The following is a 20,314-nucleotide window of genomic DNA, read 5'->3' as shown; positions in this document are numbered from 1 at the left end:
CCCGTAGGGGAACGAAGAAGCGGGGGACGGCGCAGCACGCCGTCCCCCGCTTCCGTCGTCGCACGCTCCTACGCGACGTTGACCCTCTGCCCCGGAGGCGCCGCCTCCAGCCAGGCCATGAAACCCGTCCGGGCGTCCTCGCTCATCGCGAGCTCCAGGCGGACGCCCTCGTACATACAGGGCTGGATCACCGCGTCCGAGAGCAGCGCGAGCTCCTCCTCGCCCTCCGGCGTCCGGCGCTCCAGGGCCACGATGGAGGAGCGCTCCAGGACCCGGCGCGGGCGGGGCGCGTACGAGAAGACGCGGAACCAGGCGATCTCGTCACCGCTGTAGCGGGCGACGCCGTACACCCAGCCCTTGCCGGCCGGATCGGGCTCGTCGGGGACGTTCCAGCGCAGGGAACAGTCGAACGTCCCGCCGGCCTTCTGGATCAGTCTCCGGCGCAAACCGAAGACGAAGAGCCCGATCACCACCAGTGCGACGACCAGGCCGCACACGAGCAGAGCGAGGAACATCTTCACCGACCTCCTCGCTGCGTCCCGCGGCCGAACCCGCCGGCCGAACCGAATACAACCTGCACCTGCATCGCCTCAGCCGCGGCACGGTCTGGAAAATTCCAGCCGTGCCGCGGCTGAGGGCACTACTCTGCGCGGACCGTCAGCGGACCGCTACCGCGCGCAGCCGGACCTCGGCGCGCCGCTCGGCGGCGGCGTCGGAGTCCGTCTTGGCGCGCTCCAGCGCGCGCTCGGCGCGCTGGGCGTCGATCTCGTCCGCCAGCTCGCAGACCTCCGCGAGCAGCGACAGCTTGTCGTCCGCGAACGAGATGAATCCGCCGTGGACGGCGGCGACGACGGTCGCGCCCTCGCTCGTACGGATGGTCACCGGGCCCGACTCCAGCACACCGAGCAGCGGCTGGTGGCCGGGCATGACGCCGATGTCGCCGGAGGTGGTACGCGCGATGACCAGGGTGGCCTCGCCGGACCAGACACTCCGGTCCGCGGCGACCAGCTCGACGTGCAGCTCAGCAGCCAAGGGTGGCTCCTCGGGTCACCACCCGGCGGTCGTGCCGGGTGTTGGGGTCAATTCTAGGGGGCGTGGAGAGGGGGGCGGGACGGATCCCGCCCCCCTCAAGGCGAGCACGGGGCTCAGGAGACGCCGAGCTCCTTGGCGTTCTTCTTGAGGTCCTCGAGACCACCGCACATGAAGAAGGCCTGCTCCGGGAAGTGGTCGAACTCACCGTCGCAGATCGCGTTGAACGCGGCGATCGACTCGTCGAGCGGAACGTCCGAACCGTCCACACCGGTGAACTGCTTGGCGGCGTGGGTGTTCTGCGACAGGAAGCGCTCGACGCGGCGCGCGCGGTGGACGACGAGCTTGTCCTCCTCGCTGAGCTCGTCGATGCCGAGGATCGCGATGATGTCCTGGAGGTCCTTGTACTTCTGCAGGATCCCCTTGACGCGCGTGGCGGCGTCGTAGTGCTCCTGCGCGATGTAGCGCGGGTCCAGGATCCGGGACGTGGAGTCCAGCGGGTCCACGGCCGGGTAGATGCCCTTCTCGGAGATCGGACGGGAGAGAACCGTCGTCGCGTCGAGGTGGGCGAAGGTGGTCGCCGGCGCCGGGTCGGTGAGGTCGTCGGCGGGGACGTAGATCGCCTGCATCGAGGTGATCGAGTGACCACGGGTCGAGGTGATGCGCTCCTGGAGGAGACCCATCTCGTCGGCCAGGTTCGGCTGGTAGCCCACCGCGGAGGGCATGCGGCCGAGCAGGGTCGACACCTCGGAACCGGCCTGGGTGAAGCGGAAGATGTTGTCGATGAAGAACAGCACGTCCTGCTTCTGCACATCGCGGAAGTACTCCGCCATGGTCAGACCGGCGAGGGCGACGCGCAGACGGGTGCCCGGGGGCTCGTCCATCTGGCCGAAGACCAGGGCGGTCTTGTCCAGAACGCCGGACTCCTCCATCTCCGCGATGAGGTCGTTGCCCTCACGGGTGCGCTCGCCGACGCCGGCGAAGACGGAAACGCCCTCGTGCAGCTTGGCCACACGCATGATCATTTCCTGGATCAGAACGGTCTTGCCGACACCGGCGCCACCGAACAGACCGATCTTTCCACCCTTGACGTACGGGGTGAGGAGGTCGACGACCTTCAGGCCGGTCTCGAACATCTCGGTCTTCGACTCGAGGTCCGCGAACGCCGGGGCCTTGCGGTGGATGGACCAGCGCTCGCCGACCTCGGACTCGGCCTCGGGCTCGTTCAGGATCTGACCCAGCGTGTTGAACACGCGGCCCTTGGTGACGTCGCCGACGGGCACCGTGATGCCGTCGCCGGTGTCGACCACGGGGGCCTGGCGGACCAGGCCGTCGGTGGGCTGCATCGAGATGGTGCGGACGATGCCGTCACCGAGGTGCTGCGCGACCTCGAGGGTCAGCGTCTTGAGCTTGCCCTCCTCGGCCGGGTCGGCGACCTCGACGTGCAGGGCGTTGTAGATCTCCGGCATCGCGTCGACGGGGAACTCCACGTCGACGACCGGGCCGATGACCCGGGCGACGCGGCCCGTGGCGGCGGCCGTCTCAACAGTGGTCGTCATTACTTGTCACTCCCCGCGGTCGCGTCGGCCAGGGCTGCGGTGCCACCGACGATCTCGCTGATTTCCTGGGTGATTTCGGCCTGGCGGGCCGCGTTGGCAAGTCGGGAGAGGTTGTTGATCAAGTCTCCCGCGTTGTCGGTGGCCGACTTCATCGCGCGGCGCGTGGCGGCGTGCTTGGAGGCAGCCGACTGGAGCAGCGCGTTGTAGATCCGGCTCTCGACGTAGCGCGGCAGCAGGGCGTCGAGGACGTCCTCCGCCGACGGCTCGAAGTCGTACAGCGGGCGGAGGGTGTCCGGCTCGCCGGCCTCCTTCGCCACCTCGTCGAGGCTGAGGGGCAGCAGCCGGGCCTCGATGGCCGTCTGGGTCATCATCGAGACGAACTCGGTGTAGATGATGTGGAGCTCGTCCACACCGCCCTCGGCCGTGTCCTTCTCGATCGCCTCGATCAGCGGTGCCGCGATCTTCTTGGCGTCCGCGTACGTGGGCTCGTCCGTGAAGCCGGTCCACGTGTCGCTCAGCTTCCGCTCACGGAAGTTGAAGTGCGCGACACCGCGGCGGCCGACGACGTAGACGTCGACCGTGCGGCCCTTGCCCTCCAGCTCCTTGATGAGCTTCTCCGCCGCCTTGATGGCGTTGGAGTTGAAGGCGCCGGCCAGACCGCGGTCGCTCGACAGGAGCAGGACCGCGGCACGGCTCGGGTTCTCCGCCTCGGTGGTCAGCGGGTGCTTGTCGTTCGCACCCGTGGCCACCGCCGTGACCGCGCGGGTGAGCTCGGTCGCGTACGGGGTCGACGCCTGCACCTTGCGCTGCGCCTTGACGACACGCGAGGCGGCGATCATCTCCATCGCCTTGGTGATCTTCTTCGTCGCGGTGACGGATTTGATGCGACGCTTGTAGACCCGGAGCTGCGCTCCCATGAGTCAGGTCCCTTCCGTCGTCACTTCGAGACGTTGACGGCGGCAGGGGCGTCCGCGCCGAGCAGCTTGCCGTCGGACGTCTCGAACTGCTGCTTGAACTCCGCGATGGCGTCGGCGACGGCCGTGAGGGTGTCGTCCGACATCTTCTTGCCCTCGCGGATGGAGGTCATGAGACCGGAGTGGTTCTGGCGCAGGTACGCCAGGAGCTCGGCCTCGAAGCGGCGGATGTCGGCGACCGGGACGTCGTCCATCTTGCCGGTGGTGCCGGCCCAGACCGAGACGACCTGGTTCTCCGTGGGCATCGGCTGGTACTGAGCCTGCTTGAGCAGCTCGACCATCCGCTGACCGCGCTCCAGCTGCGCCTTCGAGGCCGCGTCCAGGTCCGAACCGAAGGCCGCGAAGGCCTCCAGCTCACGGAACTGGGCGAGGTCCACGCGGAGGCGACCGGCGATCTGCTTCATGGCCGGGTGCTGGGCGGAGCCACCGACTCGGGAGACCGAGATGCCGACGTTCAGGGCCGGGCGCTGGCCGGCGTTGAACAGGTCGGACTCCAGGAAGCACTGGCCGTCGGTGATGGAGATGACGTTGGTCGGGATGAACGCCGAGACGTCGTTCGCCTTGGTCTCGACGATCGGCAGACCGGTCATCGAGCCGGCACCCAGCTCGTCCGAGAGCTTCGCGCAGCGCTCGAGGAGACGGGAGTGCAGGTAGAAGACGTCACCCGGGTAGGCCTCACGGCCCGGCGGGCGGCGCAGCAGCAGCGACACGGCGCGGTAGGCGTCGGCCTGCTTCGACAGGTCGTCGAAGACGATCAGGACGTGCTTGCCCTGGTACATCCAGTGCTGGCCGATGGCCGAGCCCGTGTACGGCGCCAGGTACTTGAAGCCGGCCGGGTCGGACGCCGGGGCGGCGACGATCGTCGTGTACTCGAGCGCGCCGGCCTCTTCCAGGGCGCCGCGCACGGACGCGATGGTCGAGCCCTTCTGGCCGACGGCGACGTAGATGCAGCGGACCTGCTTGTTCACGTCGCCCGAGCGCCAGTTGTCGCGCTGGTTGATGATCGTGTCGACGCACAGCGCGGTCTTGCCGGTCTGGCGGTCGCCGATGATCAGCTGACGCTGACCGCGGCCGACCGGCGTCATGGCGTCGACGGCCTTGTAGCCGGTCTCCATCGGCTCGTGCACCGACTTACGGGCCATGACGCCCGGGGCCTGCAGCTCGAGGGCGCGGCGGCCCTCGGTCGCGATCTCGCCGAGGCCGTCGATCGGGTTGCCGAGCGGGTCGACAACGCGGCCGAGGTATCCCTCGCCGACACCGACGGAGAGGACCTCGCCGGTGCGCTGCACCGACTGCCCCTCCTCGATGCCGCTGAACTCGCCGAGGACGATCGCACCGATCTCGCGCTCTTCGAGGTTCAGCGCGAGACCGAGGGTGCCGTCCTCGAACTTCAGCAGCTCGTTCGCCATGGCCGAGGGAAGACCCTCGACCTTCGCGATGCCGTCGCCGGCCAGGCTGACCGTGCCGACCTCCTCGCGCGAGGCCGCGTCCGGCTGGTACGACTGGACAAAGGTCTCCAGTGCGTCCCGGATCTCCTCCGGCCGGATCGTGAGCTCCGCCATCTGGGTTCCCTGCTCTCCTTGTTGGGCCCGAAGTTTCTTAAGGGGTCTGGGGGCCGACCCCCAGGAATCTTCTGCAATCTCTGCACGGCCCAACCGGGCCGCTGGTGATGCTGTGATGCTTTTCTGCTGTGGTGACCGCGTCAGCCGGCCAGTCGACGGGTCGCCTCGCCGAGGCGCTCCGCGATGGAACCGTCGATGACCTCGTCGCCGATCCGCACGGTGATCCCGCCGAGGACCGCGGGGTCCACGTCCAGGTTCAGGTGCATCTCCCGGCCGTACAGCTTGGCGAGGACGCCTCCGAGGCGCTGCTTCTGCCGGTCCGACAGCGGCACCGCCGAGGTGACGACGGCGACCATCCGGTCCCGGCGCGCCGCGGCGAGCTTGGACAGGGACTCGAGTCCCGCTTCCAGGCTACGTCCCCGGGGCTGGGTCACCAGACGGACGACCAGGCGCTCGGTGGTCGCGTGGGCCTTGCCGCCCAGCAGGCTGCGGAGCAGCGCGCCCTTGGCGGTGGCCGTGGCGGCCTTGTCCGTCAGCGCCGAGCGGAGCTCGGTGCTGGAGGACACGATCCGGCCGAAGCGGAACAGCTCGTCCTCGACGCCGTCCAGCGCGCCCGCCTTCTGCGCCGCGGTGAGGTCCGCGGTGTTCGCCAGCTCCTCGGTCGCGTCGACCAGGTCGCGCGAGCGCGACCAGCGGGAGCGGACCATGCCCGAGACCAGGTCGGCGGTCTCGCCGCCCACCTGACCGGTCAGGAGTCGCTGCGCGAGTGCGGCCTTGGCCTCACCCGACTGGGCGGGGTCGGTCAGGACCCGGCGCAGCGACACCTCGCGGTCGAGCAGCACGGTGACGGCGGCGAGCTCGTCCGCGAGCTTCGTCGCGTCGACCGGGGTGTTGTCGGTCAGCGCGTCGAGGGACTCGCGGGCGGCTGCCAGTGCTTCACGGCTCGCTCCGTTCATCGGACGGCCTCGGCCTTCTCCTCGAGCTCGTCGAGGAAGCGGTCGATCGTGCGGCTCTGGCGGGCGGAGTCCTCCAGGGACTCGCCGACCAGCTTGCCGGCCAGGTCCGTGGCGAGCTTGCCCACGTCCTGACGCAGCGAGGCGGACGCGGCCTTGCGGTCGGCCGCGATCTGCGTGTGGCCGGCCGCGATGATCTCCTCGCGCTGGCGCTGGCCTTCCGCCTTCATCTCCTGGATGATCGCGGTGCCCTGCTCCGTCGCCTCCTGGCGAAGACGCGCGGCCTCGTGGCGGGCCTCGGCGAGCTGGGCCTTGTACTGCTCCAGCACACTCTGAGCCTCGATCTGGGCCGACTCGGCCTTCTCGATGCCACCCTCGATGGCCTCGCGACGCTCGTCCAGAACCTTGTTGATGTTCGGGAGGAGCTTCTTGGCGAGGAAGCCGAAGACGATGACGAAGGCGATCAGGCCGATGACGAGCTCGTCAAGATGCGGGATCAGAGGAGGCTGGGGCTCCTCCGCCGCAAGAAGCAGAGCGTTCACATCAGTGCCTTCCGTAAAAAGAATCGGGCTGTCGATCCGGGCTTACTGGTAGACGAAGCCCATGACGATGCCGATGAGGGCGAGCGCCTCACAGAAGGCGAAGCCCATGATCTGGTTGGTACGGATCAGACCGGCGGCCTCGGGCTGGCGGGCGAGGGCCTGGGTGCCGTTACCGAAGATGATGCCGACGCCGACGCCGGGGCCGATGGCCGCGAGGCCGTAGCCGATGGAGGCGACGTTGCCGACGACGTTCTCCTTGGCGCCGGCGGCGAGGTTGACCATGTCGAGAGCAGCGGACATGCCGTTACTTCCTTCTCTTTCAATGACCCGGTGGGGGTTGGCCACCGGACGACTGTTGGCTTGGGGGTGGAGCAGTGGTCCCGGGCGGGGCTCAGTGGTGCTCGGAGAGCGCGCCCTGGACGTAGCTGCAGGCCAGGAGGACGAAGACGTACGCCTGGACGGCCTGGATGAAGAGCTCGAACGCGGTCATCACGAGAACCATCACGAACGAGGCGCCGGCGTAGACGAAGCCCAGGCCGTTCATGAGGTACCAGGTGGCCAGCGAGAACATCACGATGAGCAGGTGACCGGCGAACATGTTCGCGAACAGTCGGACCGCGTGCGTGAAGGGCCGGATGAGGAGGTTCGAGAAGAACTCGAGGACGATGACCATCGGGAGGATCGCGCCGAGGGACTTGTCGTAGCCGACGATGTTCTTCCAGCCGCCCACGAAGCCGTGCTTCTTGAAGGTGAGCGAGATCCACATGACGTACACGATCAGCGCGAGACCGGCCGGGAAGGCGATCAGCGAGGTGACCGGGAACTGGGCGAGCGGAACGATCGACCAGAGGTTCATGATCCAGACGAAGAAGAACAGCGACACCATGAAGGGGACGTACTTCTCGCCGTCCTTCTTGCCGATGATCTCGTAGACGATGCCGCGGCGCACGAAGTCGTAACCGGCCTCGCCGACCATCTGCAGCTTGCCGGGGATCAGCTTGGGCTTGTTGAAGGCGGCCCAGAAGAAACCGACGACCACGATGGAGCCGAGGATGGCGAGCAGCATCGGCTTGGTGAACTCGATGCCGCCCACCGTCGCGATGGGCTCGTACATGAACGTGTGCAGGCCCGGCGCCGGGAAGCCACATCCGGTGAAGATGTGGCAATCCGGGTCGAAGGCAAGCGTCTGGTCAGCACTCACCGCGGGCTCCTTCAGCGTGGCGCATAGGTACGGCAACCTCGTTGTGTCGGCGCGGCACGCAGCCGCGGGTCGGCACTGGACTGGTCTTACGGATAAGGGGGCGGCGGTTCGGCTTCGAGCCTCGCGCTGGGACAGGCGTCTCGGATGCCCGCGCCCGCAGTGCCGCAGTTGGCACCGGACGATAGCAGGAAGCCGAACGCGGCTTTATCCCGGCCCTACCCTTCACGACTTCGGCCCCGAGTTTCCGGGGTCGATGTAAGTGATCTTGGCCTTCATGTAGGCCCGGGCCTGCGCGGCGACCCACACGATGGTGGCGGCGAGCAGCGTGAAGGCGAAGGCCTTGAAGTCGAACAGCGTGGTGTTCTTGAGCAACGCCAGGAAGATGAAGAGCACCAGGAGCTGGGCCGTGTAGAGCATCAGCCCCATCGCCTGGAACAGGTGCGGGAACGACTTCGCCGTCCGCTGGAGAACCAGCTGTCCGATCCCCATGAAGAGGAGGACCACCAGGGTGCCGACGACCGCGCCGAGCGCGCCCTTGCCACCGGCGACCACCCCGCTGACGACCGTGGCGACGACGCCGACGGCTGCGGTGGGCACAACGGTGTGCAGGAGGATGCGTGCGTCGTTGGACGGCATGGCGGTGTCTCCGCTTGATGGAGGGGGCGATGGTGTCGTCATGGACGAGCGTAAGCCCGGTCCGAGGTGGGTCTCGGGGCCAACGGACCGTCGCACTACGGTCTTTCGGCACTGTCGCCGGGTCTCGTGAACGGTATCACAAACTATTTGAATAGGTCTTTACCCATAAGGTGTGCCAGTTGTCACACATGAGGGTTACACCGCGCGTGTGTGCACGACGGCGGGGCGCCTTGTCTGGTAATGCCCGCCGTCGCGGCTTTCGTCAACTTGGCGTTCCGGCCTTCCGCCGGTCGGTGAAGCGCGCGCGGTTGCCGATGGCGGTGGCGCCGTTGATGCCCGCGGGCACCGGGACGCGCTCGTCCCCGGCCGGGACGGGCTCCGGGGACGGCTCGGCGTCCGCGTCCGCCTCCTCGGCGGCGGCCGGCCCGCGGCGCCGGTAGCGGGGCGGCACGACGGACTCGGCCCAGCGGGGCGCGCGCGGCGTGAAGCGCGGCATCAGGAGCAGCACCAGGCCGATCGCGCTGAGCGCGACGACCCCGAGGACGATCCACATCGAGGTCGAGTGGACCGAGTACGCCAGCGTCCCGAAGGCGATCAGGGCCGACCAGAAGTACATGATCAGCACCGCGCGGCTGTGCGAGTGGCCGATCTCCAGGAGCCGGTGGTGCAGGTGGCCGCGGTCGGCCGCGAACGGCGACTGGCCCTTCCAGGTGCGGCGCACGATCGCCAGGACCAGGTCGGCCATCGGGATCGCGATGATCGTCAGCGGCAGCAGCAGCGGGATGAAGACCGGCAGGGCGGCGTGGGTGGCCTCGCGGGTCGAGCCCTCGAAGAGCTTCAGCACGTCGGGGTCGACCTGGCCGGTGATCGAGATGGCGGAGGCCGCCAGGATCAGGCCGATCAGCATCGAGCCGGAGTCGCCCATGAAGATCCGCGCCGGGTGCATGTTGTGCGGCAGGAAGCCCAGGCACATGCCGATGAGGATGGCGGTGAAGAGGGTCGCGGGGGCGGCGGCCTCGATCGTGTAGCCGTACCAGAGGCGGTAGGCGTACAGGAAGAAGGCGGTGGCGGCGATGCAGACCATGCCGGCGGCGAGGCCGTCGAGGCCGTCGACGAAGTTCACCGCGTTGATGGTGAGGACCACCAGGGCGACCGTGAGGAGCGTGCCCTGCCCGGGGGTCAGGGAGACGACGCCGATGCCGGGGATCGGCAGCCACAGGATCGTCAGGCCCTGCGCCACCATGACGCCGGCCGAGATCATCTGCGCGCCCAGCTTGATCAGCGCGTCCAGCTCGAACTTGTCGTCCAGGACGCCGATCAGCCAGATCAGCGCGGCGCCGGAGAGCAGCGCGCGGGGCTCGTTGGACAGTTCGAAGACGCTGCCGAGGTTCTGCAGGTGGGCGGCGACCAGCAGGCCCGCGCACAGGCCGAAGAACATGGCGATGCCACCGAGCCGCGGAGTCGGTTCTCGGTGTACGTCGCGGGCGCGGATCTCCGGCATCGCCCCGGTCGCGATGGCGAACTTGCGCACCGGACCGGTGAGCAGGTAGGTCACCGCGGCCGTGACACAGAGCGTCAGCAGGTAATCACGCACGGGCTGCCCCACAGGAATCGCTGGCCATCTCAGCCCCACACCCTAGCCGTGCCGTCCATGTGCTGGAGGACACGCGGGGCCGCCGGACGGTTGCACCGGGGCGCGCCCGGTGTCCGCGCGGCGGGAACGCGGTGTGCTGTACGGCGGGGAACTCAGCGTCCGTACGGCGGAAACCGTCCGGTCAGCGCGCGCACTTCCGCCCGCACCCGGGCCGTCTCCTCGGGGTCGTCGCGGAGCGCGGCGGTGAACAGCCCGGCGATCCCGGCCATTTCCGTGGTGCCCATGCCCTGGGTGGTGACGGCGGCCGTGCCGAGCCGGATCCCGCGCCCCTCCCCGTACGGGAGCGCGCAGGTGTCGAGCACCATGCCGGCGGCGGCGAGCCGGGCGCGGGCGGTGCGCCCGTCGACGCCGAGGGGGGCCGGGTCGGCGGTGATGAGGTGGGTGTCGGTGCCGCCGGTGGTCGGCGCGAAGCCCTCGGCGGCGAGGGCGGCGGCGAGGACCCGGGCGTGCTCGACCACCCGGTGGGCGTACGCGGTGAACGCGGGCCCCTCGGCCTCGCCGAAGGCCACCGCCTTGGCCGCGATCGTGTGCATCTGGGCGCCGCCCTGGCTGAACGGGAACACCGCCCGGTCGATCCGCCCCGCGAGCTCCTCCCCGCACAGGATCATCCCGCCGCGCGGGCCGCGCAGCACCTTGTGGGTGGTGGCGCAGACGACGTCGGCGTACGGGACGGGGCTGGGGGCCGCTCCCCCGGCGACCAGGCCGATGGTGTGGGCCGCGTCGGCGATGAGGTAGGCGCCGGTCTCGTCGGCGATCTCGCGGAAGACCGCGAGGTCGAGGTGGCGGGGGTAGGAGATGGAGCCGCAGACGATCGCCTTGGGGCGGTGGTGGCGGGCGAGGGCGGCGACCTGCTCGTAGTCGACGAGCCCGGTCTCGGCGTCGACGCCGTACGGGACGAAGTCGAACCAGCGGCCGGAGAAGTTGGCGGGCGAACCGTGGGTGAGGTGCCCGCCGTGCTCCAGGCCCATGGCGAGGACCGTGTCACCGGGCCTGAGAAGGGCCGCGTACGCCGCCAGGACGGCCGAGGAGCCGGAGTGGGCCTGGACGTTCGCGTGGTCGGCTCCGAAGAGCGCGGTGGCCCGTTGCACGGCGATCCGCTCGACGGCGTCGGCGTACTCGCAGCCGCCGTGGTGCCGGGCGCCGGGGTAGCCCTCGGCGTACTTGTTGGCGAGCGGGGAGCCGAGGGCGGCGAGGACGGCGGGCGAGGTGAAGTTCTCCGCCGCGATCAGCTGGAGGCTGTCGGCCTGCCGCCGCTCCTCGCCGAGCAGCACGTCGGCGACCTCCGGGTCCTGCCGGCGCAGGACGTCGAGTGCGTCTTCGGGGAGCGCGGTGACCGGCATGGCTGACTCCGGGCGTGGAGGGATGTCAGCACCAATGTAGGTACGGCCCGCCGGACCCGCGCGCCGAGAACCGGCGGCGCCCCCGGCCTCTCCCCGCCCCGGCCGCGCCCGACCGGCTCAGCGCCGCGCCGTCACCCCGGTCAGGGCCGTCACCACCGGGTCGAGGGCCTGGTCGAGCACCTTCTCCGACGCGCCCCTCGCGCCGCTCGCCCCCGGGGGGCCTCCCGGGCTTCGGGCCGCTGCGCCGGACTCCGTCCGCCGGACGTGGTGGCCGTGGCCGACCGGCTCAGCGCCGCGCCGTCACCCCGGTCAGGGCCGTCACCACCGGGTCGAGGGCCTGGTTGATCTCGTCGCCGATCGAGCGGAAGAACGTGATGGGGGCTCCGTACGGGTCGTTGACCTCGTCCGCGTCCGGGGACGGGGCCAGGAGCCACCCGCGTAGGGCCGCGGCCGCGCGGACCAGGGCGCGGGCGCGCTCGACCATGCCCTCGTCGCGCGGGTCCGGGAGCGTGGCCGGGTCGATGGCGCGGACCAGGCGGGTGAACTCCTTCAGGGTGAAGGTGCGCAGTCCCGCCGAGTGGCCCATCGAGATGACCTGCGCCCGGTGGTCGCGGGTCGCCGTCAGGACGAGGTCCGCGCGGATGACGTGCTCGTCGAGGAGCTCGCGGCCCACGAAGCCGCTGGAGTCCGCGCCGAAGTCGGCGAGGACCAGCTCCGCGTTGGCCTCCATCGGGGCGCCCTCGTGGCCCCAGGTGCCCGCGCTCTCCACGACCAGTCCGCCGCCGAGGGGGTCCCCGAGCCGGTCGGACAGGGCGTGGCGGGTCAGCCGCTCGGTGATCGGCGAGCGGCAGACGTTGCCGGTGCTGACGTGGAGGATGCGGAAGGTGTCGCTGTCGTCGTGCCCCGCTATGCCACGCCCCTCAGGGGCGGTCAACTGGCCACCTCGAGGTCGGGTACGACCTTCCGGAGCTCCTCCGCGGAGAGCGCTCCCTGCCGCAGGAGCACCGGCACCGGGCCGGTCACGTCGACGATGGACGAGGGGACGTTGCCGGGCGTCGGGCCGCCGTCGAGGTAGACGGAGACGGAGTCGCCGAGCATGTTCTGCGCGGCGTCGCAGTCCTCCGGCGACGGGTGGCCGGTGAGGTTCGCCGAGGAGACGGCCATCGGGCCGACCTCGGTGAGCAGCTCGATCGCGACGGGGTGCAGCGGCATCCGGACGGCGACGGTGCCCCGGGTGTCGCCGAGGTCCCACTGGAGGGACGGCTGGTGCTTGGCGACCAGGGTGAGCGCGCCGGGCCAGAAGGCGTCGACGAGCTCCCAGGCCTGCTCGGAGAAGTCGGTGACCAGGCCGTGGAGGGTGTTCGGGGAGCCGATGAGCACGGGCGTGGGCATGTTGCGGCCGCGCCCCTTGGCGGCCAGCAGGTCCGCCACGGCCTCGCTGCTGAAGGCGTCCGCCCCGATCCCGTACACGGTGTCGGTGGGGAGCACGACCAGTTCGCCCCGGCGGACGGCGGACGCGGCCTCGCGCAGGCCCGTCAGTCGGTCGGTCGCCTCGTTGCAGTCGTATCGCCGTGCCATCAGTTCCCGGCCTCCTCGTACGCGTGGTTCGTCATGGTGGTGATGACGGTCGGGGCCGTCATGGCGTCGCCTTGCGGGCGGTCGCGAAGCGCGGCCGGTTGTTCAGGTCGGGGTGGTCGGCGGCGTCCGCCCAGCCGGCCTCCTCGTTGAAGATCCACGGCACCTGGCCGCCCTGGGTGTCCGCGTGCTCGATGACGACGAGGCCGCCGGGACGGAGCAGGCGGTGGGCGGTGCGCTCGATGCCGCGGATGGTGTCGAGGCCGTCCTCGCCGGAGAAGAGGGCCATCTCCGGGTCGTGGTCGCGGGCCTCGGGCGCCACGTACTCCCACTCGGTGAGCGGGATGTACGGCGGGTTGGAGATGACCAGGTCGACCTGGCCGTCGAGGTCGGGCAGGGCGGTCAGCGCGTCGCCCTGGTGGACGGTGACGCGGGAGCCCTCGGCGTTCTTCCGGGTCCAGACGAGGGCGTCGTCGGAGAGCTCGACGGCGTGCACGCGCGAGCGCGGCACCTCCTGGGCCATGGCGAGCGCGATGGCCCCGGAGCCGGTGCACAGGTCGACGATGAGCGGCTCGACGACGTCCATGGCGCGCACGGCGTCTATGGCCCAGCCGACGACCGACTCGGTCTCCGGGCGCGGCACGAAGACGCCGGGCCCCACCTGGAGCTCCAGGTAGCGGAAGAACGCCCGTCCGGTGATGTGCTGGAGGGGTTCGCGGGCCTCGCGGCGGGCGACCGTCTCCCAGTAGCGGGCGTCGAAGTCCGCGTCCTTGACGTTGTGCAGCTCCCCCCGCTTGACGCCGTGCACGAATGCGGCGAGCTCCTCGGCGTCGAAGCGCGGGGAGGGGACGCCGGCGTCGGCCAGCCGCCGGGTGGCCTGGGCCACCTCGGCGAGCAGCAGACTGCGGGGGCCTGGGGGTCGCCCCCCAGAAGGTGACTGCACGCTGGTCCTCCGTGGTGCGGGGTGGGGCTTGAGGGGTGGTCGTACGGTCCTGCGGGCCGTACGACCGCGCGGTTACGCCGCGGCGAGCTTCGCCGCCGAGTCGGCGTCGACGCACGCCTGGATCACCGCGTCCAGTTCGCCGTCGAGCACCTGGTCGAGGTTGTACGACTTGAAGCCGACGCGGTGGTCCGAGATGCGGTTCTCCGGGAAGTTGTACGTCCGGATCTTCTCGGAGCGGTCGACGGTGCGGACCTGGCTGCGGCGGGCGTCGGCGGCCTCGGCCTCGGCCTTCTCCTGGGCGGCGGCGAGGAGCCGGGAGCGCAGGATGCGCATGGCCTGCTCCTTGTTCTGGAGCTGGCTCTTCTCGTTCTGGCAGGAGGCGACGATGCCGGTCGGCAGGTGGGTGATGCGGACGGCGGAGTCGGTGGTGTTGACCGACTGGCCGCCGGGGCCGGACGAGCGGTAGACGTCGATGCGCAGGTCGTTGGCGTGGACCTCGACCTCGACCTCCTCGGCCTCGGGCGTGACGAGCACGCCGGCGGCGGAGGTGTGGATGCGGCCCTGGGACTCGGTGGCGGGCACGCGCTGGACGCGGTGCACCCCGCCCTCGTACTTGAGCCGGGCCCAGACGCCCTGGCCGGGCTCGGTGGCGCCGTTGCCGCCCTTGGTCTTCACGGCGACCTGGACGTCCTTGTAGCCGCCGAGCTCGGACTCGGTGGCGTCGATGATCTCGGTCTTCCAGCCGACGCGCTCGGCGTACCGGAGGTACATGCGGAGCAGGTCGCCGGCGAAGAGCGCGGACTCGTCGCCGCCGGCGCCGGCCTTGATCTCCAGGATGACGTCCTTGTCGTCGCTGGGGTCGCGCGGGACGAGGAGCAGGCGGAGCCTGTCGGTCAGCTCCTCCCGGTCCCTCTCCAGCTGCTTGACCTCGGCGGCGAAGTCGGGGTCGTCCTGCGCCAGCTCGCGGGCGGTCTCGATGTCGTCACCGGTCTGCTTCCAGGAGCGGTAGGCGCCGACGATCGGGGTCAGCTCGGCGTAGCGCTTGTTGAGCTTGCGCGCGTTCGCCTGGTCGGCGTGGACCGAGGGGTCCGCCAGCTTCTTCTCGAGGTCGGCGTGCTCGCCGACCAGTTCCTCGACCGCCTCGAACATGCGGGGGCTCCTGGTTTTCGTCAGTTGCTACGGGGACGCCAAAGCGCCGGTCCCGGCCACCCGCGCGGGGCGACCGTGGACCGGCGCAGGGGCTCGCTACTTGTTGGCGGAGCCGGCGGCCTTGCCGAAGCGGGCCTCGAAGCGGGCGACGCGGCCGCCGGTGTCGAGGATCTTCTGCTTGCCCGTGTAGAACGGGTGGCACTCGGAGCAGACCTCGGCACGGATGGTGCCGTCGGTGAGGGTGCTGCGGGTGGTGAACGACGCACCACAGGTGCAGCTGACCTGGGTCTCGACGTACTCGGGGTGGATCTCGCGCTTCAAGGTGTCTCCTATGTTCCGGGAGGGCACCGGGTCGCTGCTGCGGGTTGCGGCATGCGTGAACCGGGGCCGACGTACCAGTCTGCCAGGACCGGCCGCATCTCCCCAAACCGGGGTCGGGCCGGAGGTATTCCCGGCCTACCGCACGACGCCCCCGGCCGCCCCGGTGGCGGTGTCCGCCGACACGGAGGCGGGGACGGGCAGGTCGTCCTTGAGCGCCTTCCAGAGCTGCGCGGACTGCTGCTCCAGGGGCACGACCCGGTTGGGGTCGATCCGGTCGTACACGACGGGCAGGGTGACCATGTGGACGTTCCGGGCGTCGATGCCGGAGAGGCTCCGGGCGAAGCCGGTCAGCTCCTGGACGGTGTCGAGTTCGGAGTCGGGGGTGATGGCCCTGGTGGCGGCGTCGGCGAGGCCGAGGAGCTTCGCCGGGTCGGTGAGGACGCCGACGCCCTTGACCTGCTCGACGAGGGCCTTGACGAAGGCCTGCTGGAGCTGGATGCGGCCGAGGTCGCTGCCGTCGCCGACGCCCTTGCGGGTGCGGACGAGGCCGAGGGCCTGCTCGCCGTCGAGGGTGTGGGGGCCCGGGGCGAGGTCGAGGTGGCTGTCGTCGTCCTTGATGGGCTCGGTGGTGGTGATCCCGACGCCGCCGAGTTCGTCGATGATCTCCTTGAAGCCGGTGAAGTCGACCTCGACGTAGTGGTCCATGCGGATGCCGGACATCGACTCGACGGTCTTCACGGCGCAGGCCGGTCCGCCGACCTCGTAGGCCGTGTTGAACATGGCGCGGCGCCGGCCGGGGACGTCGGCGCCGCGGGCGTCGGTGCAGTCCGGCCTGGTGATCAGGGTGTCGCGGGGTATGGAGACGACGCTCGCCTTCTTGTGGCCCTCGTGGACGTGGACGACCATCGCGGTGTCGGAGCGGGCGCCGCCCTCGTCCCTGCCGTAGGCGTCGTTGTCGCCGGAGCGCGAGTCGGAGCCGAGGACGAGGATGTCCATGGAGCCGTCGTCGACGTCGACGGGGCGCTGGGCGCCGAGCTGGGCGTTGATGTCGACGCCCTGGATGTTGTGGTCGAGCTTCTTGTAGTAGGCGTAGCCGAGGCCGGCGCCGCCGAGGACGAGGACCACGAGGGCCCCCGTGATGAGGATCGGCACCTTGCGGCGTCGGCCGCTGTTCGTCTGCTCGGTCATCGCCCGTCCTTCGGCCCTGGATTCACCTTCTGTGACGGGGAGACACCCGAAAGGGTTGCACGGGGATCGGCGGCGTTTCGGACGGAAAACACCGCGCCCACCGTGCGGACACGGTGGGCGCGGTGGTCGGCGCAGTTCACGGGGTCACGGGCCGGGGCCCGGTGTCCGCCGTGTGACGCGGATCTCGTGGACCGCGTCAGTCGTTGTTGCTCGCTCCGGGGGTGGTCTTCTGGATCTGGAGGAGGAACTCGCCGTTCGACTTCGTCTGCTTCATCTTGTCGAGGAGCAGCTCGATCGCCTGCTGCTGGTCGAGCGCGTGCAGCACGCGGCGCAGCTTCCAGGTGATCGCGAGCTCGTCGCTGCCGAGGAGGATCTCCTCCTTGCGCGTGCCCGAGGCGTCGACGTCGACGGCCGGGAAGATGCGCTTGTCGGCGAGCTTCCGGTCGAGCTTGAGCTCCATGTTGCCGGTGCCCTTGAACTCCTCGAAGATCACCTCGTCCATGCGCGAGCCGGTGTCGACCAGCGCGGTGGCCAGGATGGTCAGCGAGCCGCCGTCCTCGATGTTGCGCGCGGCGCCGAAGAAGCGCTTCGGCGGGTAGAGCGCGGTCGAGTCGACACCACCGGACAGGATGCGGCCGGAGGCCGGGGCGGCGAGGTTGTACGCGCGGCCCAGGCGGGTGATCGAGTCGAGCAGGACGACCACGTCGTGACCCAGCTCCACGAGGCGCTTGGCGCGCTCGATGGCCAGCTCGGCGACGGTGGTGTGGTCCTCGGCCGGACGGTCGAAGGTCGAGGAGATGACCTCGCCCTTGACCGACCGCTGCATGTCGGTGACCTCTTCCGGACGCTCGTCGACCAGGACGACCATCAGGTGGCACTCGGGGTTGTTGACCGTGATCGCGTTGGCGATGGCCTGCATGATCATGGTCTTGCCGGTCTTCGGCGGGGCCACGATCAGACCGCGCTGGCCCTTGCCGATCGGCGCGACGAGATCGATGATCCGCGTGGTCAGCACGCCCGGGTCGGTCTCCAGGCGGAGCCGGTCCTGCGGGTAGAGCGGGGTCAGCTTGTTGAACTCCGGGCGGCCGCGGCCGGAGTCGGCGGCCATGCCGTTCGCGGAGTCCAGGCGGACGAGCGCGTTGAACTTCTCCCGGCGCTCGCCCTCCTTCGGCTGGCGCACGGCACCGGTGACGTGGTCGCCCTTGCGCAGGCCGTTCTTGCGGACCTGGGCGAGGGAGACGTACACGTCGTTCGGGCCGGGCAGGTAGCCGGAGGTCCGGATGAACGCGTAGTTGTCGAGGATGTCGAGGATGCCCGCGACGGGGATCAGGACGTCGTCGTCGGCGACCTGCGGCTCGCCGGCCTGGAAGTCGTCGCGGCCACGGCGCCCGCGGCGGTCGCGGTAGCGGCCGCGACGGCCCCGGCGGCCGCCGGCCTCGTCGTCGTAGTCGTCCTGCGGACCGGCCTGCTGGCCGCCCTGCTGCCCCTGGCCGCCGCCCTGGCCCTGGCCGCCCTGGCGCTCCTGGCGGTCCTTGCGCTGGCCACCCTGGCCGCCCTGGCCGCCGCCCTGCTGGTCGTCGCCCTTGCGGTCGCGCTGGCGGTCCCGGCGCTCGCGGCGGTCACCGCGCTCGCCGCGGTCCCGGCGGCCGCGGCCCTCGGCGCCGTCGGCGTCGGTCCGGGTGTCGGCCTGCGCCTCGCCCCTGACCTCGCGGGTCTCGGTGCGGGCTTCCGCACGGGCCTCGGTCTTGACCGCCTGGGCGGTCTCGGCCGCGCCGTCCGGCGAACCGGCGGGGGCGGTGGCGCGGCGGCGGCGGCGCTCGCCGGCCGGCTGCTCGTCGCCCTGCTCCGACGGGGTCTTGGGCGAAGGCTGGCCCGGGATGTCGATCTGCTGCTGGCCGACGGCCTTCTCGGCCTTCTCCGCCTTGGGGGCGGGGGCCTCGGCGGCCGGCTCGGCGGCGGTCTCGCCCGTACGGGCCTTGGAGGTGGCGCGGCGCTTCGGCTTGGTCTCGGCGGCGGCGTCGGCGGCCTTGGCCGGGGCGGCGAAGCCCCCGCCGGCCTGCGCCTCCTTGATGACCTCGATCAGCTGGCTCTTGCGCATCCGCGCGGTGCCCCTGATGCCGAGGCCGGACGCGACCTGCTGCAGCTCGGCCAGGACCATGCCCTCGAGGCCGGTGCCGGAGCGGCGGCGCCGTGCGGTGCCGCCGGTGGCAGCACCTGCGGCGGGCGCGGCGTTGTCGACACTGCTGTCGGCAGTCACGCCCATCAGATCGGTGGTGTCGCTCACGAAGGGTCCTTCCCTGGAGCGGACGTCGGCCATCTGGCTCGGCGACCGGTTGTGCTGTCCGGCAGGGTCCTGGTGTGTGGACCGAGTCCGGGGCGGTGGTCCCGCCGCGTGCGGCGGAAGAGAGGAAACGTGCTGTGGGTCCGGCCCGAGGCCCCCTGCTCGGCCCTCACGAGAGAAGAGCGAGGGGTGTCGTGCCGGTTCCGGAGCGTGCTCGAAACTGCTCAGGCGGGCTGCTCAGGCAGTTGGGGAGGCTCCCGGAAGAATGGGTGGTCCCTGAGGGGACACTCCGCACCGCTCCACAAGGAGGTCGGGTGCAGACTTGAGATTAACACTACCGGCTCCAACAAACATTCCCCCTCTCACTCACCGGCAATCTCCCGACCGGGGCGCTGCCCGGCGCCCCGGCCCGTCACCTAGGGCGCCAGCGGCAGGACGCTCGCGCCGGACGCGTCGAGGTCGAGCCGGTTCGCGGCCCATCCCCCGCCCGCGAGCAGGGCGACCTTGTCGGCGGTCCCCCGTTCGGCGAGGGCGAGGACCGTGGGGCCCGCGCCGGAGATGACCGCGGGGACGCCGTCCGCCCGCAGCCGGTTGACCAGGGCGACGCTCTCGGGCATCGCGGGAGCGCGGTACTCCTGGTGCAGCCGGTCCTCGGTGGCCGCGAGCAGCAGCTCGGGGCGGCGGGTCAGGGCCTCGACGAGGAGGGCGGCGCGGCCGGCGTTGGCGGCGGCGTCCACGTGCGGGACGGTGCGCGGCAGGAGTCCGCGGGCGGTCTCGGTCAGCACGGGCTTCCCGGGGACGAAAACCACCGGAACGATGGAATCGGAGGGGTCCATCCTGATGGCCCGCGCGGCGCCGGACTCGGTCCAGGCGAGCGTGAATCCGCCGAGGAGACAGGCGGCGACGTTGTCGGGGTGGCCCTCGATCTCGGTGGCCAGCTCCAGGAGGGCGGCCTCGTCGAGCTTCGCGTCTCCGCCTATGGTCACGGCGCGGGCGGCGACGATGCCGGCGCAGATGGCGGCGGAGGAGGAACCGAGGCCGCGGCCGTGCGGGATGCGGTTGGCGCAGACGACCTCAAGACCGCGCGGCTGCCCGCCGAGCAGGTCGAAGGCCGTGCGCAGGGAGCGCACGAGCAGGTGGCTCTCGTCGCGCGGGAGCGTCTCGGCGCCCTCGCCGGCGATGTCGACGTGCAGCCCGGAGTCGGCGACCCGGACGACCACGTCGTCGTAGAGCCCCAGCGACAGGCCGAAGGCGTCGAAGCCCGGGCCGAGGTTGGCGCTGGTGGCGGGGACGCGCACCCGTACGGCGGCGGCGCGGAACGCTGGACCGGCCATCGCTCGCTGACTCTCCTTGATGACGACAACGGGTTTTTCAACGGGTATTTCAAGAGAAGTACACCGGGACCCG

The 20,314-nt window shown here is 70.7% G+C and carries 20 protein-coding genes; all 20 read right to left on the bottom strand.

Going from position 1 to position 20,314, the window contains the following annotated elements; genetic code table 11:
• Positions 1 to 68: 68 nt before the first annotated feature.
• Complete coding sequence (locus tag ACIQKA_RS14245) at positions 69 to 515, bottom strand: DUF2550 domain-containing protein (protein ID WP_053648655.1); 447 nt, start codon at positions 513 to 515, stop codon at positions 69 to 71.
• Between the two features lie 142 nt (positions 516 to 657).
• Positions 658 to 1,032, bottom strand: a complete 375-nt coding sequence (locus ACIQKA_RS14240; RefSeq protein WP_030218854.1) for a F0F1 ATP synthase subunit epsilon — start codon at positions 1,030 to 1,032, stop codon at positions 658 to 660.
• A 113-nt stretch (positions 1,033 to 1,145) separates the two neighbouring features.
• Positions 1,146 to 2,588: a F0F1 ATP synthase subunit beta gene (gene atpD / locus ACIQKA_RS14235; RefSeq protein WP_366371954.1), complete on the bottom strand. Its 1,443-nt coding sequence runs from the start codon at positions 2,586 to 2,588 to the stop codon at positions 1,146 to 1,148.
• Positions 2,588 to 3,505 (bottom strand): F0F1 ATP synthase subunit gamma, encoded by a 918-nt coding sequence (locus ACIQKA_RS14230; protein ID WP_376236916.1) that lies wholly within the window; start codon positions 3,503 to 3,505, stop codon positions 2,588 to 2,590. Before ACIQKA_RS14230 ends, atpD begins: the two co-directional genes overlap by 1 nt.
• Before the next feature lie 20 nt (positions 3,506 to 3,525).
• Entirely contained in the window at positions 3,526 to 5,124 is a 1,599-nt protein-coding gene (gene atpA, locus ACIQKA_RS14225) for a F0F1 ATP synthase subunit alpha (RefSeq protein ID WP_125661757.1), read from the bottom strand.
• 140 nt (positions 5,125 to 5,264) lie between these two features.
• The gene (locus ACIQKA_RS14220; RefSeq protein WP_383152198.1) at positions 5,265 to 6,080 is read right to left on the bottom strand and encodes a F0F1 ATP synthase subunit delta; all 816 of its coding nucleotides are present in this window, start codon (positions 6,078 to 6,080) and stop codon (positions 5,265 to 5,267) included.
• On the bottom strand, positions 6,077 to 6,619 hold the full coding sequence (locus ACIQKA_RS14215) for a F0F1 ATP synthase subunit B (protein ID WP_383152199.1): 543 nt from the start codon (positions 6,617 to 6,619) through the stop codon (positions 6,077 to 6,079). The genes ACIQKA_RS14220 and ACIQKA_RS14215 overlap by 4 nt, the downstream gene beginning before the upstream one ends.
• A 42-nt stretch (positions 6,620 to 6,661) precedes the next feature.
• The gene (atpE, locus tag ACIQKA_RS14210; RefSeq protein WP_093874070.1) at positions 6,662 to 6,919 is read right to left on the bottom strand and encodes an ATP synthase F0 subunit C; all 258 of its coding nucleotides are present in this window, start codon (positions 6,917 to 6,919) and stop codon (positions 6,662 to 6,664) included.
• A 91-nt stretch (positions 6,920 to 7,010) separates the two neighbouring features.
• On the bottom strand, positions 7,011 to 7,820 hold the full coding sequence (gene atpB, locus ACIQKA_RS14205) for a F0F1 ATP synthase subunit A (protein ID WP_365541398.1): 810 nt from the start codon (positions 7,818 to 7,820) through the stop codon (positions 7,011 to 7,013).
• 222 nt (positions 7,821 to 8,042) lie between these two features.
• Entirely contained in the window at positions 8,043 to 8,456 is a 414-nt protein-coding gene (locus ACIQKA_RS14200; protein WP_402541049.1) for a hypothetical protein, read from the bottom strand.
• A gap of 262 nt (positions 8,457 to 8,718) precedes the next feature.
• The gene (locus ACIQKA_RS14195) at positions 8,719 to 10,050 is read right to left on the bottom strand and encodes an MraY family glycosyltransferase (protein WP_383152201.1); all 1,332 of its coding nucleotides are present in this window, start codon (positions 10,048 to 10,050) and stop codon (positions 8,719 to 8,721) included.
• 152 nt (positions 10,051 to 10,202) lie between these two features.
• Positions 10,203 to 11,450, bottom strand: a complete 1,248-nt coding sequence (glyA, locus tag ACIQKA_RS14190) for a serine hydroxymethyltransferase (protein ID WP_383446895.1) — start codon at positions 11,448 to 11,450, stop codon at positions 10,203 to 10,205.
• 286 nt (positions 11,451 to 11,736) lie between these two features.
• Positions 11,737 to 12,384: a protein-tyrosine-phosphatase gene (locus ACIQKA_RS14185; protein WP_383152203.1), complete on the bottom strand. Its 648-nt coding sequence runs from the start codon at positions 12,382 to 12,384 to the stop codon at positions 11,737 to 11,739.
• On the bottom strand, positions 12,381 to 13,028 hold the full coding sequence (locus tag ACIQKA_RS14180) for an L-threonylcarbamoyladenylate synthase (RefSeq protein WP_383152204.1): 648 nt from the start codon (positions 13,026 to 13,028) through the stop codon (positions 12,381 to 12,383). Before ACIQKA_RS14180 ends, ACIQKA_RS14185 begins: the two co-directional genes overlap by 4 nt.
• Before the next feature lie 58 nt (positions 13,029 to 13,086).
• Positions 13,087 to 13,968 carry a peptide chain release factor N(5)-glutamine methyltransferase gene (prmC, locus tag ACIQKA_RS14175; protein ID WP_383152205.1) on the bottom strand — a complete coding sequence of 294 codons (882 nt, stop codon included), beginning with the start codon at positions 13,966 to 13,968 and terminating at the stop codon, positions 13,087 to 13,089.
• Positions 13,969 to 14,040: 72 nt separating this feature from the next.
• Positions 14,041 to 15,117, bottom strand: a complete 1,077-nt coding sequence (gene prfA / locus ACIQKA_RS14170) for a peptide chain release factor 1 (protein WP_383435801.1) — start codon at positions 15,115 to 15,117, stop codon at positions 14,041 to 14,043.
• 96 nt (positions 15,118 to 15,213) lie between these two features.
• A complete protein-coding gene (gene rpmE, locus ACIQKA_RS14165) occupies positions 15,214 to 15,438 on the bottom strand; it encodes a 50S ribosomal protein L31 (RefSeq protein ID WP_030218896.1) in 225 nt (74 codons plus the stop codon).
• Between the two features lie 135 nt (positions 15,439 to 15,573).
• Entirely contained in the window at positions 15,574 to 16,626 is a 1,053-nt protein-coding gene (locus ACIQKA_RS14160; protein ID WP_383152207.1) for an LCP family protein, read from the bottom strand.
• 196 nt (positions 16,627 to 16,822) lie between these two features.
• A complete protein-coding gene (rho, locus tag ACIQKA_RS14155; protein WP_402541045.1) occupies positions 16,823 to 18,910 on the bottom strand; it encodes a transcription termination factor Rho in 2,088 nt (695 codons plus the stop codon).
• Positions 18,911 to 19,323: 413 nt separating this feature from the next.
• Positions 19,324 to 20,241, bottom strand: coding sequence for a homoserine kinase (gene thrB / locus ACIQKA_RS14150; protein WP_366371931.1), 918 nt, complete (start codon positions 20,239 to 20,241; stop codon positions 19,324 to 19,326).
• Between the last annotated feature and the right edge of the window lie 73 nt (positions 20,242 to 20,314).

Origin of the sequence: Streptomyces sp. NPDC092045 (assembly GCF_044756005.1) — a bacterium.
GTDB lineage: Bacteria > Actinomycetota > Actinomycetes > Streptomycetales > Streptomycetaceae > Streptomyces.
The sequence above is the reverse complement of the archived record's forward strand: the minus strand, read 5'-3'. Positions and strand labels throughout refer to the sequence as shown.